The following is a 15,454-nucleotide window of genomic DNA, read 5'->3' as shown; positions in this document are numbered from 1 at the left end:
AAAAATATACCTTAAAATAAAGGAGCTATTTTGACCTTTCTTTTAATATTAGGCCTGCAATCTTAAAATCAAATATATCGTCAATGTCAACGGAACTTTCTTTATCCATAATCAAGGCATAACTTTTGTGTGAGTAAATGTCTTTGAAATTCATTAAAAACTCAACCTTTACAATATATAAAGCACCGTTGATTCTGTAATAGGTAGGTATTCTTTGCCTGGGAGTATTGGCGATTTCAGGCCTTATAAAACCAGCCATGGAACGGTTTTTGGGCAAGGTATTCATCCATAACGGTGAATGCTCCGCTTCGCATACCGCTATAACAGAATTTGCAGATTTCTTCTCCATGATCTCATACCCTTTGACAATATCAGCAGAGCTCCTTAAGGGAGAAGTCGGCTGCAGCAAGGCCACTGTGTCAAACTCAACCCCAAGCTCTATGTACCTTTCTATAACGTATTTAACCGCATCCCATGATGAAGCCGTATCATTGGAAAGTTCCGCAGGCCTAAGAAAAGGAACATTGGCTCCCCATTGCCTGGCGATTTTAGCATATTCTTCTGAATCGGTGGACACCATTACTTCTTCAAACAAACCGGATTCTTTTGCGGCTTCAATTGAATATGCCAACAGGGGCTTTCCGTTAAGCAGTTTTATATTTTTGTCCTTTAAGCCTTTAGAACCGGACCTTGCCGGAATGATTGCCATATTTTTCATATCCCTACCTCGATGTTGAAAAACCCTTTTTTAAGATTGATTTTTTCACCCAAAACATATTCTTTAATTACCTCGACGACTTTTTGAGAAGTGTTTCCGTCTCCATAAGGGTTGACCGTTTCTTTTGCCTGCCTGATGAAAGACTCGGACAAAGCCCTTTCAATTGCTTGCTTTATTTCTTCTTCAGCAGGGTTGCAGTTTATGACACTTGTGGCTTGTATTCTTCCTTTTTGCCTTTCACCGATATTTATTGTGGGAATACCAAAGCTGGGGGCTTCCAATATTCCGCTTGAGGAATTGCCAATTATCATGGCACTGTATTTTAGGGCGCTTAAGTATTTAACCGTGCCCATAGATGTAAAGGCAGTAATGTTGTCATTTTCTTTGGAGTATTTGTCAATAAGCCGGTTTATAATGCGTCCGTCCGAGTCGGCATTGGTTTTGGTAAATATGAAATTCATATTCTTATATGCCCTGCACGCTTCAAGCAGGGCGGTAATGTGCTTTTTTGAAGTGTTTTCTTCCAAAGTTACCGGGTGAAAGCAAGCCATTGCATAGGGCTTGCTTAAATCCGTCTTTAATTCCTCTTCCAGTTCTTCTTTTGACAGCAGTTTTTCGTTTAGGATATTTTCTATACCAATGGCTCCCACATTAAACACCCTATCGGGATGTTCTCCGAGCTGTACAACTCTTTTGCGGTAAACATCCGTACTGGTAAAATGAAGATAGCTTAACTTGGTTATGGCATGACGAATTGAGTCGTCAACAGCTCCTTCCGTTGCTTCACCGCCGTAAAGGTGGGCAATGGGTATTCTTTGGTTTACGGCTGCCATTGAAACTGCAAGGGTTTCATATCTGTCTCCTAGGACAATCAGCAAATCCGGACTAATTCTTTTAAAATAATCTGCAAATCCAATCATAACAAGCCCCATTGATTTGGATATTGCAGACGGTGTATCCGCGCTTAAGAGAATTTCTATTTTCTCATCTATATGAAATCCGTCTTTTTCAATTTCTTTGTAAGTGAGCCCAAACTCCGGTGAAAGGTGTGCACCGGTTGCCGCAATCCTTACATCAAACTCTTTTATTTTGCTCAATTTATATATTATGGGCTTTAACAAACCATATTCGGCTCTTGTAGCTGTAAATACGCTTATTGTTTTCTTCATAACTCTATCAACTCGTCTTCATTAAAATCTCTTATAGCTCTTTTACCCAAGACTTCAAACCATCGCATCGGGCTGATGCCGTTACCGGGCCTTTTTACCGTCAAATTTTCTTCTGTGAAGATTTCACCCTTTTTGATATTTCTTTTGGCCACAATGCTTTTTCGGGCCACACAAATATTCTTTTTCTCAGACTCTGAAGGTCTTTTTATTCCATCTCCCAAAGCAAGCTCAATATTTCTTATAGAATCTACCATGGCTTTCATTTCCCAAGGCTCAAGGCTTGCTTTATGGTCAGGGCCTTCCATATTCTTATCCAAAGTTAAATGTTTTTCTATAACGGAAGCTCCCAAGGCTGCAGCTGCAATGGCTGCTTCAATTCCTTTCGTATGGTCGGAGTAGCCTACCTTTACATGAAGTTCTTCTTTTATTGAAAGCATGGCTCTAAGGTTTACATTGCCAAAAGGTGTCGGGTACTCTGTAGTGCAGTGAAGAACCGTAATCTCTCCGGCACCGTTTTCTTTCAATACCGAAACCGCATTCTTTATTTCATCCATTGTGCTCATACCCGTAGATAAAATGACGGGCTTTCTTAACTTTGCAATTTTTATTAAATAAGGAAGATTTGTAATCTCACCTGAAGGAATCTTCCATCTTTTCATTCCCAAGCTTTCTAAAAATTCTATACTTTCAAAATCAAAGGCTGTGGAAAGAAACTCAATATTTTTATCCGTGCAGTATTTACTTAGCTCAGCAAATTCATCAAAGGATAGCTCATATTTTTTGAGCATATCATACTGAGATTCCCAAGCTCCTGTTTGCTGCTTTTGGTACTCTGCTTTCAACGCGTTTTTTGTAACAAGGCTCTTTGATATGAAGGTTTGAAACTTTATGCAGTCAGCACCCGCAGCTTTAGATTCATCCACCAGTTTCTTTGCAAGCGCAAGGCTCCCGTTGTGATTTATGCCTGCTTCCGCAATAACAAAAACCTTCAAAGCTTCTCCACCTCTCTGCACGGATTTCCATATGCCGTTATGTTATCACCTATATCTTTTGTCACAACACTTCCCATTCCGATTAAACAGTTTGAACCGATACAAACTTGCTGTTTGACAGCAGCATTTGAACCGATATGGGAATGCTTTCCGACTTTTACTCCTCCGCATAAAACAGTTCCCGGAGCTATATGCACAAACTCTCCGATTTCGCAGTCATGTTCAATAATGGCGCCGGAATTGATAATTGCTCCGTTTCCAATTACGGCACCGGCATTTACAATGGCCTGTTTGCCGATAAAAACCCCTTTGCCGATTTGGGTATGCTTACTTACTTTAGCAGAAGCATCAACTATATTGGGAATAATAAATCCCATCTCACACAGAGTATTAAAAAGCTTGATACGCAAAGCGGGATTACCTACACTTCCTACAGTGACAAACCCGTGACGATACCCGGCTTTGTACAAAGAAGGAAGGTCCTTGTCACTGCCAAGTATTGGTATACCCAACACTGTACTTCCTATATTTCCCATACTATCTATGATACCTATATCATCATACTCATTTAAATCAAGAAGGCTGTCTAAAACGGATTTGCAGTGCCCACCGCCGCCTATTAACAGAATTTTTTTATTCATCTTTTTCCAACCTTCTCTTCATTTTTTCCATTTCATCAAACTGTCCCATGTCCATCCAGCTGTTTTCGCTTATCGGATAGACCCCGATCCTTTCTCCTTTGGATTTATATTTCTTAATGATATCCGGAAATTCCACGGACCGGTTTTCTTCCAGTTCTTCAATGATTTTAGGTTCGGCAAAATACATCCCTGTATTGACAAAGTATACCAGCTCGGGCTTTTCCTTTATGTTTTCGATTTCACCCTTGTCATTGATTTCAATAACGCCATAGGGAATTTTAATATTCTTTAGAGAGCAAACCATGGTTATCAGATTGTTCATTTTTTTATGGTATTTGTATATTTTTTCATAATCCTCTTCTATTAGGATATCGCAATTTGACAGGATAAAGGTGGAAACGATTTTGCCTTTTAAAAGGCCAAGTCCACCGCCTGTTCCCAAAGGCTTTTCTTCTTCTACGTAATTTACAGAGTAGCTTTTTTCAATATCACTAAAGTATGCTTTTACGGTATTTTTCTTGTGATTTAGGATGAGATAAAACTCTTTGCATCCGAATTTGTTAAACCTGTTCATTATATGCTCTGCAATGGGTATTTCGCCTATCGGTATTAAGGGCTTTGGGAGTATTTTGGTATACGGATGAAGTCTGGTACCCTGTCCTCCGGCCATGATTACCACCGGAATGTCCAGGTTTTTCTTTGATTCTATTTGCTCATCGTTCCAGAGGATGACGGAGACAATATTGCGCTCTTTATCCAGTATGGGCAGGGCCTCAACAGAGTACTTTTTCATATATTCTTTAGCCTTGGCCTTTTCCTCTGCGTAGAGAAATTTTGGGTTGTAGTTGGCAATTTCCTTGACCTTTGCGTCAAGATTTCCTTTCCGTAAAATCCAACGCCTTATATCCCCGTCGGTAACAGTTGCAACAAAGCGGCCTTCATTTATAACGAAGAGCACCTTTTTTGCAACCTTATCCAGTTGTTCCATTGCATTTAGCACCGTTACTTCCTCATCTATCAAAAAATCTACAACATCCATTGCTCTATACCCCTGCTTGTTTTAAACATTCAACTACATATTCTGCATCTTCTTTTTGAAGATTTGAGCTGCAAGGAATGTTAACTACATGCTCCAAATATTTAAATGCTTTTTCAATCCTGTATGACTGGTTGGCTTTATAGGGTTTTTGCTCGCTAATAAGCCCCCATATCGGTCTTGTTTGAATTTTCTTTGATGCCAGATACCCAATTAGCTCATCTCTGTTTAACGGATAATTTTCATCTATATACAATGAATAGAACCAATAATTTGGTCTTATGTTATCCCTAAATTCCAATATCTTAAGTCTGGGAATTTTCATTATTTCTTTTTTGTAAAACTCATAATTTTCTCTCTTTGTTTCTATAAAATGTTCAATTTGCTCCAATTGTGCAAGTCCCATTGCTGCTTGAATATTTGTCATCCGGTAGTTGTAGCCGATTTCGTCGTGGATAAAGTAGAGTTCATCGCATTTTGCCTGGGTTGTGAGATGCTTTGCTCTTTTTAACAAATTCTCATTATTTGAAACAATCATCCCTCCGCCGCCAGTGGTGATAATTTTGTTTCCGTTAAAGGAATACACACCGGCATCACCGATGGTTCCGGCGTATTTGCCCTTGAATTTCCCGTCAGTATAGTAAGTCCCAAGGGCTTCAGTGGCATCTTCTATGACTTTTAGATTGTATTTTTGGGAAAGCTCCATAATGCCTTCCATGTCAGCCATATTGCCGAATACATGTACCGCCAGTATTGCCTTTACATGCTTTTTTGTAGCCTTGTTTATGAGCTTTCCGTCTATGAAAGTGCATTCATTCTCCAAAAAAGCTTTAAGTTTGGCAACATCCATGGTAAGGGAATCGTCACAGTCCATAAATACCGGCTCTGCGCCAACATATTTTACCGGATTTACCGCAGCAATAAATGTAAGGGTTGGGACAATGACTTCACAATCCTTTGAGATGCCGCAAACAAGGAGAGCTGTGTGAAGCCCCGATGTTCCGTTTTGACATGAAACCGCACCTTTACAGTTTACATACTCGGAAAGCTTTGATTCAAAGTCAGCCACATAAGGCCCGGCAGTGGAAACCCACCCGGATTTGAGGGCATTTGTGACATATTCAATTTCTTTTCCCTTCAGGTTGGGAATTGACAACAGTAGAAGTTCCCTGCTCACTTTTGCACCTCCAATTAGATGTTGTAAAGGTCGGTTTTGTACTTGTCTAAATTGCGGCTGATAAATTCAATAGTCTCTGCCAGGCCACGCTCAAGGGTATAATTTTGCTTCCAGTTTGTAAGCCTTTTTAGCTTCTCATTAGAACCCAGCAGCCTGTTGACTTCACTTTTTTCGGGTCTTAACCTTTCTTCGTCGCACACGATTTTTGCATTTGGATTAATCTGCCTTATCAATTCTTCAGCGAGCTTACCGATAGATATCTCTTGCTGGCTTGCAATATTGATTTCCTCACCTATGGTTTTATCCGTTTTGGATATTTCAATAAAGCCGTTTACGGTATCTTTAACATAATTAAAGTCCCTTGTGGGAGTCAATGAACCAAGCTTTATCTCTTCTTTTCCGGAAAGGAGCTGGGTTATGATTGTCGGTATGACGGCTCTTGCGGATTGCCTTGGTCCATATGTATTAAACGGTCTTACTATTGTTATTGGCATGTCAAAGCTCCTGTAAAAAGATTCGGCTAGTCTGTCCGCACCTATCTTTGTTGCGGAATAGGGGGACTGTCCCTGATAAGGGTGTCGCTCGTCTATGGGAACATATTGAGCCGTTCCGTACACTTCCGATGTAGAGGTAATGAACAGTCTTGGTGTATCAAGAATTCTGGCCGCCTGCAAGACATTCAAAGTGCCTTTGATGTTTGTGTCTACATAAGCCTCCGGTGAATGATAACTAAAGGGAATAGCTATCAGCGCCGCAAGGTGAAAAACTTTATCCGTTCCTTTCATTGCTTCGCGAACACCATTAGAGTCCCGAATATCTCCGGAAAACACCTCTATCTCTTCCAAAATCTCTTTAGGGAAGGTGTCCAGCCACCCCCAAGAATTAAAAGAATTGTAGCATACAAAAGCCCTGACTTTGTGTCCCAGCTTTACCAATTCCTCTGCCAAATGACTTCCGATAAAGCCGTCGGCACCGGTTACTAAAATCTTGCTCATTTTTTCTGTCTCCTTTTATGAGTATTCAATAACATCTGCTATATTTTGAGCCGCCCCTTTAGGTGGCATTAGTTTTTTCCTTGCCTCATGGAAGCGGGCCTGCAAATTACTGTTTTCAAGCAAAAGATTTACAGCACCCTCAAATTCCCCGGCATTTTTAACAAGAAGGGCGCATCCCAACTTGTCATATTCCACCGGATGTGCATTATTTGAAAAATTGACGGTTATAAGGGGTTTATCTGCGGCTATCGCTTGTAGTCCCACTGTAGAGTAAAAGGTAATTACCAAATCGGACTTAGCTAAAATCAAATTGGTATCCTCTTCTTTTAGAATCAGTAAATTTGGAGGCAATAAATCTAAGTACTTTGTGTATAAGTTCATTTGCTCGTTGGGATGGGTTTTCCATATGCCCATAAAGTTTGTTCTCTTTTGCAAAAGCTTAATAAACTCAGATAGAACTTCCTCTCTATAAGCTATGTTGGGCTGGGAGAAAAAAGAAATCACCTTCTCAAATTTATAAAGACTGTATCTTTTTATAAAATCCTCAAGCTGCTCTTTGGTGCAAGTCAGCTCAATATTCGGCTGACCGGTGACAATTACGTCCTGTTCGTCCAGGTTTTTGTTGATTGAAAGTATGTTTTCTTTGGCATAGCCGTTTAACACACATACCTTTGCTTTGTATGGAATTTTGAAGTTTTCTCCTAAAAGATCGACTATGCGCACCACCTTTATGCCCATTTTACCGGCACATACGGCAGCAGCTTTCTCGGCCCTTTTACCGCATGTAACCACAATTACATCCGGTCTTTCACAGCTTAATATCCTTTCCATTGAATTAACGGGGAAAAAGCAATTTCTTCCACTTTCATTAAATAACTCGACTGCTTTTTCAAAGCTTTCAAATTGAATGGACAAATCCCATAAATTCATCCCCAAATACACTTTGATTTCCGGCTTATCCAAGCTTGAGCCGGCATCAAAATGCTCATTAACAAGCATGTTTCCGTATTCTAAAATTTTTTGCACTTCTTCCTCTTTGAACAGATTCAAATAATCTTTGATGCCCTTAAATGAAATTTTATGTTTTTTTAAATCCTTTACGCTGCTTGTTAGTCCAAGGACAGAGACTTTATGCCCTCTTGATTTCAGTTCTTTAATGACGGGAATTGCGCTTCTCACATGGCCTCCGCCATAAGTTACAAACAAAACTTTTTTCATGATTCCTTCTCCAGTCCCAATAATTTGAGGGAGTTTGATATCATAACTTCCGCAATATCTATGCCTTGTCTCTTAAAGAAGGGGTATGCACTGCCATTATATCCTGTTACAATTACCGTGTTTAGCTCCAAAACATAGACTTTTCCGGTATATTCGTCAACAATAAAGTCAAGTCTAAGCAAACCGGTAAAACCTAATTGTTCAACAATTTGAACAGATATATTGCAAATCTCGGATTCTTTATCCTCGGACATTTTCGCAGAATACGCTCCGTCAAATCCCTTTAGCCTGTATTCTTTGGCTTTGCAGTAATATGTTATGCCCAGACTTCGGATGTTTTTTCCGTCGCTTTCCACAGCAACAGTACAATCATTACCCTTGATATATTCTTCAATCAGTACGACGGTGTTGGTTGCCTTTACTGCTTCAATGGCTTCTTTAAGTTCGGCCACCGAATTTGCTTTTACCGGTTGAACTGCATCAACAGAGGATTTTACAACACAAGGGATTGCAATTTTGCCGGTTATCTCATCTATTGAAGCATCTTCATTAACACCAATACTCAAATATTTGGGGGTGGCTATTTTCATTCTTAAGAGTTCTTCTTTAAACTTGATTTTGTCTTTGGCTAAAAGGCTTTTTTGATAGTTGATGTTGGTTTTAAATCCGGCCCTTTCCAAGATTTCCGCCAACAAAATAACCTTGTGATGTCCTGTTCCTATGATAACTTTGTTAACTTCATTCTTTCTAAAAAAACTGATAATTTCGCTGTGGTTTGACAAATCTTCAACTAACACAAAATCGGCTTTATCCATTCCGGGCTCATTTTCGGTTCCGCCTACAATTGCAACCTTATATCCCTTTCTTTTTAATATGTCTGTAAGAGAATCGCCGCTATGACCGGCTATTAATCCAATGCATGTTTCCAAGGACTCAAGCCTCCTTCTAATATGCTGCTTTTCCAGTCACAACTTTTTTGACTGTTAACATAAGTATTTTGAGGTCCACTAAAAAGCAAACATCTTGAGCATATTTTAGTTCCCAATTTCTTTTTTCTTCCGTTGTCAGCATACTTCTTCCCATTACCTGGGCGTACCCTGTTATACCCGGTTTTAAATCGAAAATTCTGCTTTTTAGATCCGCTTCGCTGTAATTTTCCCTTACTCCGGGCCTATAACCGACAAGGCTCATTTGACCCAAAAGGACGTTAAACATTTGAGGCAATTCGTCCAAACTAAACTTTCTTAGCACTTTGCCGACTTTTGTTATTCTGCTGTCTCCTTCCCTTGTAATCGTGGGTCCGATTTTGTCGGCATTTAAATACATTGTTCTAAACTTGTATACATAAAAATCTTTTCCGCCTTTGCCGACTCTTTTTTGCTTGTAAATAACCGGGCCTTCAGAGTCTGTTTTTATAAGGATGCCGATAACAATAAACAAAGGCATTAATAGAATTAGAATTGTTGCGGATACGAAAATATCAATGATTCTTTTGGTAAAAAGCTTATAAAAGGTTTTTAAAAAAGGTTCACTTTGATTTACCTCACTTCCCATATATAAACCCCTCAATCTTCCATACAAGAGTATTTAATTTTGTCCACCAGCATCTTCAAATTCATCTTGTTTTGCCGGAAAAACTCCTCACTTTTTGTGGAAAGTTCAGCTTCATATTTTCTTATATCTGCGATGCCTTCCGTAAATGTCCGGCTTATAATATCCAAATCGCAAGGCTCTTTTATGTTGCAAAAGCTTCTTGAAAGAATGACCATGGAAGAGCCCAATCTATAGTGCTCTGCAAGAATGTTTTCAGCCGGCAGAAGACCCGAGCCAAGTCGCGCAACTCCTCCAAACCCATAGGGGATGGATTTCTGCTTGATTTTTTGGCAAAGCATTTCAACTATACCCTCAGAGAGCAGCTCAAACATAAATCTCATTTTGTAACCTAGATGCAAATCATTAAGCCCGATATGGATATAATCTATTCCCCTTTGGTTAAGGATTGAATTGAGATTATGAACCGCTTCCGGAGTTTCAAGCAGAAGCATGGCTTTTGCCCTGTTATTAACATAATCAATGAATTTACCAACTTCTTCTTTTGTCTTAAAAAAAGGAAGCATCACAATGTCCGCGCCATATTCAATCACTGAATCGATTTCATCTTTTGAACCGTCGAATATCGGATTAACACGAACCAACAGCTTGGATTTTTCAAGTACTGATTTAATTTTTTTTACGTCACTTATCTTGTGCTTTGAAATAACAGTGTCAAGATGACCTTGCCTTTTTTCTTTACCGTTAATCTCCAAATCGACAAATATCCAATCGACTCCAGCTTTTTCCGCTATTTTGGCAATTTGAACGTCATTGGTGATATACATAAGCTTCAAAGCCATTTCGGTCATCCTTCCCGAGAAAAGGTTGTTTGGTTTATCAATCACTTGGGAATGGTTTTTGAATTTCCATACTAAGAGAATTGCTTATCTTTAGGTATATCAGATTGACAACACAGACTTTTGTATTTTCAACTTTTATTTTTGCTACCATAATATGCGGCCTATTGAATTAAGGTTACAAATTTTTCTGGTAGGTGGGGACTAACTCTTTAATAAAATTTATTACTTTTTCGGGATTATCCAAATTATCAAACTCAAACTCTTTGATTTTTTGCATATACTTGTCAATATCAATCAACTTGCTCTTTTCAATGAAGATCTTGTCATTCTTTGTTATACCCACTCCATCTTCTGAAATCAGCAGTTCCTCATAGAGCTTTTCGCCGGGTCTTAGTCCGATGTATTTAATGTCTATGTCAACGCCCGGTTTTAACCCCGACAAAGAAATCAACGACCTGGCAAGGTCAAGAATTTTAACCGGTTTACCCATATCAAGTACAAATATTTCTCCCCCTTCCATCATTGCGCCGGATTGAATGACAAGGCTTACTGCCTCCGGTATGGTCATGAAATACCTGGTTACTTCGGGATGGGTTATTGTTATAGGCCCTCCTTGTTCAATTTGCTTTTTAAAGAGGGGGATGACACTTCCGTTACTGTCTAATACATTGCCGAACCTTACGGCAGAGAATTTTGTCTCGCTTATGCTATTCATATATTGTATTATCAGCTCGGCGATTCTTTTGGTTGCTCCCATTATGCTTGTGGGATTGACCGCTTTATCGGTTGATATAAGTACAAATTTTTTGCAATTGTATCGATGGGCGCATTCGGCAAGATTTAATGTACCGAACACATTGTTCTTGACAGCTTCCTGCGGATTGAATTCCATAAGGGGAACATGCTTGTGGGCTGCGGCATGGAACACAATGCCGGGCTTATAACGGGAAAATACATAATCCAATCTTTTTTTATCCCGTATCGAACCTATTATTACTTTAATATCCAGATTGTCTTTGTATCTTTGTACAAGTTCGTTTTGGAGTTCATAAGCATTGTTTTCGTATATATCGAATACCAGAAGGGTTTTGGGCTTATAGGATGCTATTTGCCTGCAAAGCTCGGAACCGATAGAACCTCCTCCTCCGGTAACTAAAATGGTTTCACCTTTAAGATAACCTGATATCTCCTCTATGGAGAGAGAAATTTCATCTCTTTGCAAAAGGTCCTCCACGGTAACATCTCTTATTTCCTTAATGCTTACTTCTCCGTTTACAAGGCTGTATACACTGGGCAGCACCTTTAGCTTGCAGCCTGTATTCTGACATATGTCTATAATTTCCAGTGTTTCTTTTCTTGTAATTGATGGTATGGCTAAAACTATTTCTTCTACTGACATATCTGTTGCAGTCTTTATTATTTTGTCTCTGCCACCTATAACGGGAACACCGTTTATTTGGGTATTGTGCTTTTTGGGGTCATCATCAATGGCAACTACCGGCTCAAAATTGCTGCGTTTATTCTTTTTCATTTCCTTAATCAGTATTGAGGCCGCTTCGCCGGCACCTATAATCATTATCCTTTTTTTGTGTGTTTTTTTTCTTTTTCCTATTTTTATGATCTTGGTTATTCTGCCGATAAATCTTACTCCCCCTACAAAATAAAATGTTATCATCCAAGCTATGATATATACGGAAATGGGGAATGACGCATTAAAGTATGCAACCAAGAGAAGTTGTACAATTGTTGATGCTATTGTCGACCAGAATATTTTCAAAAGCTCTTCGATACTTGCATAGTCCCATAGCATTGAGTAAATTCCGAATATATTGTATATCAACAAACTTACAGTAGTTGTAATAATAGAATTTATGGGAATTATTCCAAGCGAGCTTTCCGGAATGTTTGCATCAAACCTTATCATAAGTGCGATAAATAAAGCCATGTTTACGAATAAGCAATCCGCAAGCAGGCATATTCTGTTGTTTAAATTCTTCATCTTAAAATCTCCCCCCCATTTCAAAATTGCATAAAACCAGCTTGTAAATGAAATATGGTTTTATATCTTTACAATGCTTTTTAAATGGATGGCGCAATTTATATTATGTAAGATTGATAGAAGATGTTAACTGAAAAACTTGACAAATGTTATCTCAAGAAAAACCGCTTACATTTTTGAGCTTTGAGGTAAACAATAATTATTTTTTGTAAATGCATGGAACCATAAATCTTAGCTTTGAGTATTATAAAGTAGATTGATTGAATCATATGGAAGGGAGAGTAAAACATGGAGATATTAAGTGCTATTGTTTTCTTTTTAATGATTCTGGTTCCGGGATTGATTTCCGAGTGGTTCTATAATTGGTTGTCCCGGGTGAGACAAAGGACAATAGTGGCCACTGCTTTAATATTTGATTTGGTTATTTTTATAATCAACCTTATCGGACTGCGCATCTTCAATGATGTTTATACGGTGGAAGACCTGCTTGAGCATTTTCTCTGCTTACATTTTACTCTGAAATACGGAATTCTTAGTATTATAGTAGCAACAATACTTGGAGTTATAGCCGGAATTTTGGCAAGAATATTCTGGATAAGAAAAAACAGAGATGAAAACTAAAATTTAAATCATATGAGCTCAAGCCGCATCTTTTGGAGCAGAGTTTTTCCGGCAGCGGCTTGAGTATTTAACTATTAATAAACCGGTTTACACGGTAATTTTTCCATCTTAAGAGAATAGTATTAAATATAATTAATTTTATAAAATTCATAATATTGAAAAGGTGATTATTAATGGAACTTAAACAGTTTTTAATAATGATAAGAAAAAAGCTTGTATTTATTATCTTGGTTCCAATTGTTGTGTCTATTATTACTGCTTTAATAAGCTCGCTTTTTATTCCTCCTTTATATGAGTCGTCTTCAACTTTGTATATAATCAGTCAAAATGCAGTTTCCGAAGAAGATGTAACCTATAATGAGCTGTTGAAAAATCAGCAATTGGTGAAAGACTATAGGGAGCTAATAAAAAGCAAACTCATTGTTAAAGCTGCATTGGAGGAACTGGGAATAACCGATATTTCTCCCGAGCAATTGTCCGAAAGAATCACTGTAGCATCAAAAAGTGACACCAGGGTTTTGGAAGTCAAGGTAAGAGATACCTACCCCGAAAGGAGTATGGAGCTTTCAAACAAAATTTGCGAAGTGTTTGTCAGAGAGTCTGTAAACATTACAAAGATATCAAACGTAAGTATTGTTGATGCTGCCGTAGTCCCCAGAACCCCTGTAGAACCCAAACCCATGCTTTACACTTTAATAGCTCTTTTGATAAGTCTTTGTGCGTCCATAGGAGTATTCTATCTGTTTGAAATATTAAACGAAACCATCAAGACATCTGAGGATGTAAGAGCATATTTGGAACTAAACGTGCTTGGGACCATACCTACATTTAACATCAAATAGGGGAGGGCTTACAATTGTCGGAGATTAGCTATGTAATCAAATATGATTTGAATCCTACAGTGGAAGAAGCATATAATGTTTTGAGGGCAAATATTCAATTTTGTGAATCAAACCAAAAAATTACAACTATAGCCATTACAAGCTATAGTCCCGGCGAGGGAAAATCAACAACATCGGTAAACTTGGGAATATCAATGGCCAAGGCCGGAATGAAAGTTTTATACGTTGACGCCGATATACGCAAACCGATGCCATTCAAATACTTTATGAGCAGCAATTTGAAAGGCCTTACCAATTATATAATGGGTCAGGCGGAGCTTGAAGAAGTAATAAACAAGACCGACATCGAAGGCTTCGAGTTTATAAGCTGCGGTGTCAAAACCAACAGCCCCGTAGAGCTTATAACATCCGATAAATTCAGCAGCTTCATTCAGGAAGTTAGGAAGCGTTACGATACGGTTATTATCGATACTCCGCCCTTAGGAAGTGTTATAGATGCTGCTTTGATTGCCGCCCAGACGGACGGAACAATTATTGTTATTGAAGCAAACTCAGTGAAATGTCAAAACGCTTTACGAATGAAAGAACAGCTTATAAAAGCCAATGCCAATATTTTAGGTGCTGTTTTAAACAAAATAAGCAAGTCGGAATATAAAAACTACTATGGTAGTTATGACTATTACAACTCCAGAAGAAAATATATGAAAAAATGGTCCAAATTGATTAAGAATTTAAAGAGTTTGAAGAGGGAAGAACATGATTGATATACACTGTCATATTGTTTTCGGAGTTGATGATGGGCCTTCGGCGATAAAAGATTCTATAAGAATGATACTGGAAGCGGAAAAGATTGGAGTGGACAAAATTATTGTCACACCCCATTACAATAAAAATGTCTATAATCCGGATAAGGTTTTGGAGAACTTTTACGATATCAAATCCAGGATTAGAGACTTTGGGATAGACTTGTATTTAGGATACGAGGTATTCTTGCTTTCTTCAATTAATGATGTGTTATCGGAAAAAGACAAATATACATTGAACAAGTCTAGATACTTACTTTTTGAGCTTCCTTTTGACATAATGCCGGTTGGCATCAGCGAAACTGTTTTTAAACTGCACTCAGAAGGAATAGTTCCCGTCATAGCTCACCCGGAAAGAAACATGTACTTTGTAAAGAACATGCCTAAATTCATTGAGTTGATAGAAATAGGTTGTCTTGTTCAGCTGGATGCTGCGAGTATAGTTGGGATTCATGGGTTAAAAGCCAAAAGATTTGCAAAAAAGCTTATTGATTTGAACTTGGTTCAATTTGTGGCATCTGATGCCCACAAGCCGGAGGATTATGAGATATATAAGAAGTCGTACGATATAGTTAAAAACTGGGCTGGAAAGGAATACAGCGATAAAATATTCACCCACAACCAAAAAGTTATCATTGTTCCGCCTGTTACCCGGCAAACATTGAAGGAATGATTTGTATTCTATTTGTAAAAGAAGTATTTAAATTCTGCTGCCCCGAAAGCTACCATTTCTTTATTTATTTTGAGATGCAGGATTCACTTCTTCAAAAACATTCCAATTATACCTCCTCAAATATAACTATTTAAATGTAAAATTTAAGTAATTTTTTTCGTAATTATTTTAGTTATC

General features: G+C 38.3%; 16 protein-coding genes. 4 read left to right on the top strand and 12 right to left on the bottom strand.

Annotated features, from left to right (window positions below):
* Positions 1-25: 25 nt before the first annotated feature.
* The 12 genes from PLH43_RS06605 to PLH43_RS06550 all read right to left on the bottom strand — a co-directional run bounded on the left by PLH43_RS06605 (position 26) and on the right by PLH43_RS06550 (position 12,338).
* Positions 26-718 (bottom strand): acylneuraminate cytidylyltransferase family protein, encoded by a 693-nt coding sequence (locus tag PLH43_RS06605; RefSeq protein WP_324361349.1) that lies wholly within the window; start codon positions 716-718, stop codon positions 26-28.
* Positions 715-1,887, bottom strand: coding sequence for a UDP-N-acetylglucosamine 2-epimerase (neuC, locus tag PLH43_RS06600; RefSeq protein ID WP_324361347.1), 1,173 nt, complete (start codon positions 1,885-1,887; stop codon positions 715-717). Before neuC ends, PLH43_RS06605 begins: the two co-directional genes overlap by 4 nt.
* Complete coding sequence (neuB, locus tag PLH43_RS06595) at positions 1,884-2,879, bottom strand: N-acetylneuraminate synthase (protein WP_324361345.1); 996 nt, start codon at positions 2,877-2,879, stop codon at positions 1,884-1,886. Before neuB ends, neuC begins: the two co-directional genes overlap by 4 nt.
* The gene (locus PLH43_RS06590) at positions 2,876-3,520 is read right to left on the bottom strand and encodes an acetyltransferase (RefSeq protein ID WP_324361343.1); all 645 of its coding nucleotides are present in this window, start codon (positions 3,518-3,520) and stop codon (positions 2,876-2,878) included. The genes neuB and PLH43_RS06590 overlap by 4 nt, the downstream gene beginning before the upstream one ends.
* The gene (locus PLH43_RS06585) at positions 3,513-4,559 is read right to left on the bottom strand and encodes a sugar phosphate nucleotidyltransferase (protein ID WP_324361342.1); all 1,047 of its coding nucleotides are present in this window, start codon (positions 4,557-4,559) and stop codon (positions 3,513-3,515) included. The genes PLH43_RS06590 and PLH43_RS06585 overlap by 8 nt, the downstream gene beginning before the upstream one ends.
* A 4-nt stretch (positions 4,560-4,563) precedes the next feature.
* Complete coding sequence (locus PLH43_RS06580; RefSeq protein WP_324361339.1) at positions 4,564-5,733, bottom strand: LegC family aminotransferase; 1,170 nt, start codon at positions 5,731-5,733, stop codon at positions 4,564-4,566.
* Between the two features lie 14 nt (positions 5,734-5,747).
* Positions 5,748-6,728: an NAD-dependent 4,6-dehydratase LegB gene (locus PLH43_RS06575; protein ID WP_324361337.1), complete on the bottom strand. Its 981-nt coding sequence runs from the start codon at positions 6,726-6,728 to the stop codon at positions 5,748-5,750.
* 15 nt (positions 6,729-6,743) lie between these two features.
* Complete coding sequence (locus PLH43_RS06570; protein WP_324361335.1) at positions 6,744-7,946, bottom strand: capsular biosynthesis protein; 1,203 nt, start codon at positions 7,944-7,946, stop codon at positions 6,744-6,746.
* Positions 7,943-8,875 carry an ATP-grasp domain-containing protein gene (locus tag PLH43_RS06565; RefSeq protein ID WP_324361333.1) on the bottom strand — a complete coding sequence of 311 codons (933 nt, stop codon included), beginning with the start codon at positions 8,873-8,875 and terminating at the stop codon, positions 7,943-7,945. Before PLH43_RS06565 ends, PLH43_RS06570 begins: the two co-directional genes overlap by 4 nt.
* A gap of 16 nt (positions 8,876-8,891) precedes the next feature.
* Positions 8,892-9,500: a sugar transferase gene (locus PLH43_RS06560; protein WP_324361331.1), complete on the bottom strand. Its 609-nt coding sequence runs from the start codon at positions 9,498-9,500 to the stop codon at positions 8,892-8,894.
* 11 nt (positions 9,501-9,511) lie between these two features.
* A complete protein-coding gene (locus PLH43_RS06555; RefSeq protein WP_324361329.1) occupies positions 9,512-10,339 on the bottom strand; it encodes an aldolase/citrate lyase family protein in 828 nt (275 codons plus the stop codon).
* A 175-nt stretch (positions 10,340-10,514) separates the two neighbouring features.
* The gene (locus PLH43_RS06550) at positions 10,515-12,338 is read right to left on the bottom strand and encodes a nucleoside-diphosphate sugar epimerase/dehydratase (RefSeq protein WP_324361327.1); all 1,824 of its coding nucleotides are present in this window, start codon (positions 12,336-12,338) and stop codon (positions 10,515-10,517) included.
* A gap of 288 nt (positions 12,339-12,626) precedes the next feature.
* Here PLH43_RS06550 and PLH43_RS06545 point away from each other — a divergent pair, with 288 nt between their 5' ends.
* From PLH43_RS06545 to PLH43_RS06530, 4 genes are all read left to right on the top strand, one after another.
* Positions 12,627-12,959, top strand: coding sequence for a hypothetical protein (locus PLH43_RS06545; RefSeq protein ID WP_324361325.1), 333 nt, complete (start codon positions 12,627-12,629; stop codon positions 12,957-12,959).
* Positions 12,960-13,132: 173 nt separating this feature from the next.
* Positions 13,133-13,801, top strand: coding sequence for a Wzz/FepE/Etk N-terminal domain-containing protein (locus PLH43_RS06540; RefSeq protein WP_324361323.1), 669 nt, complete (start codon positions 13,133-13,135; stop codon positions 13,799-13,801).
* Positions 13,802-13,815: 14 nt separating this feature from the next.
* Entirely contained in the window at positions 13,816-14,565 is a 750-nt protein-coding gene (locus PLH43_RS06535) for a CpsD/CapB family tyrosine-protein kinase (protein WP_324361321.1), read from the top strand.
* On the top strand, positions 14,558-15,277 hold the full coding sequence (locus PLH43_RS06530) for a CpsB/CapC family capsule biosynthesis tyrosine phosphatase (RefSeq protein WP_324361319.1): 720 nt from the start codon (positions 14,558-14,560) through the stop codon (positions 15,275-15,277). Before PLH43_RS06535 ends, PLH43_RS06530 begins: the two co-directional genes overlap by 8 nt.
* Positions 15,278-15,454 lie beyond the last annotated feature (177 nt).

Source organism: Acetivibrio sp. (assembly GCF_035371925.1).
Lineage (GTDB): Bacteria > Bacillota > Clostridia > Acetivibrionales > Acetivibrionaceae > Hungateiclostridium.
The sequence above is the reverse complement of the archived record's forward strand: the minus strand, read 5'-3'. Positions and strand labels throughout refer to the sequence as shown.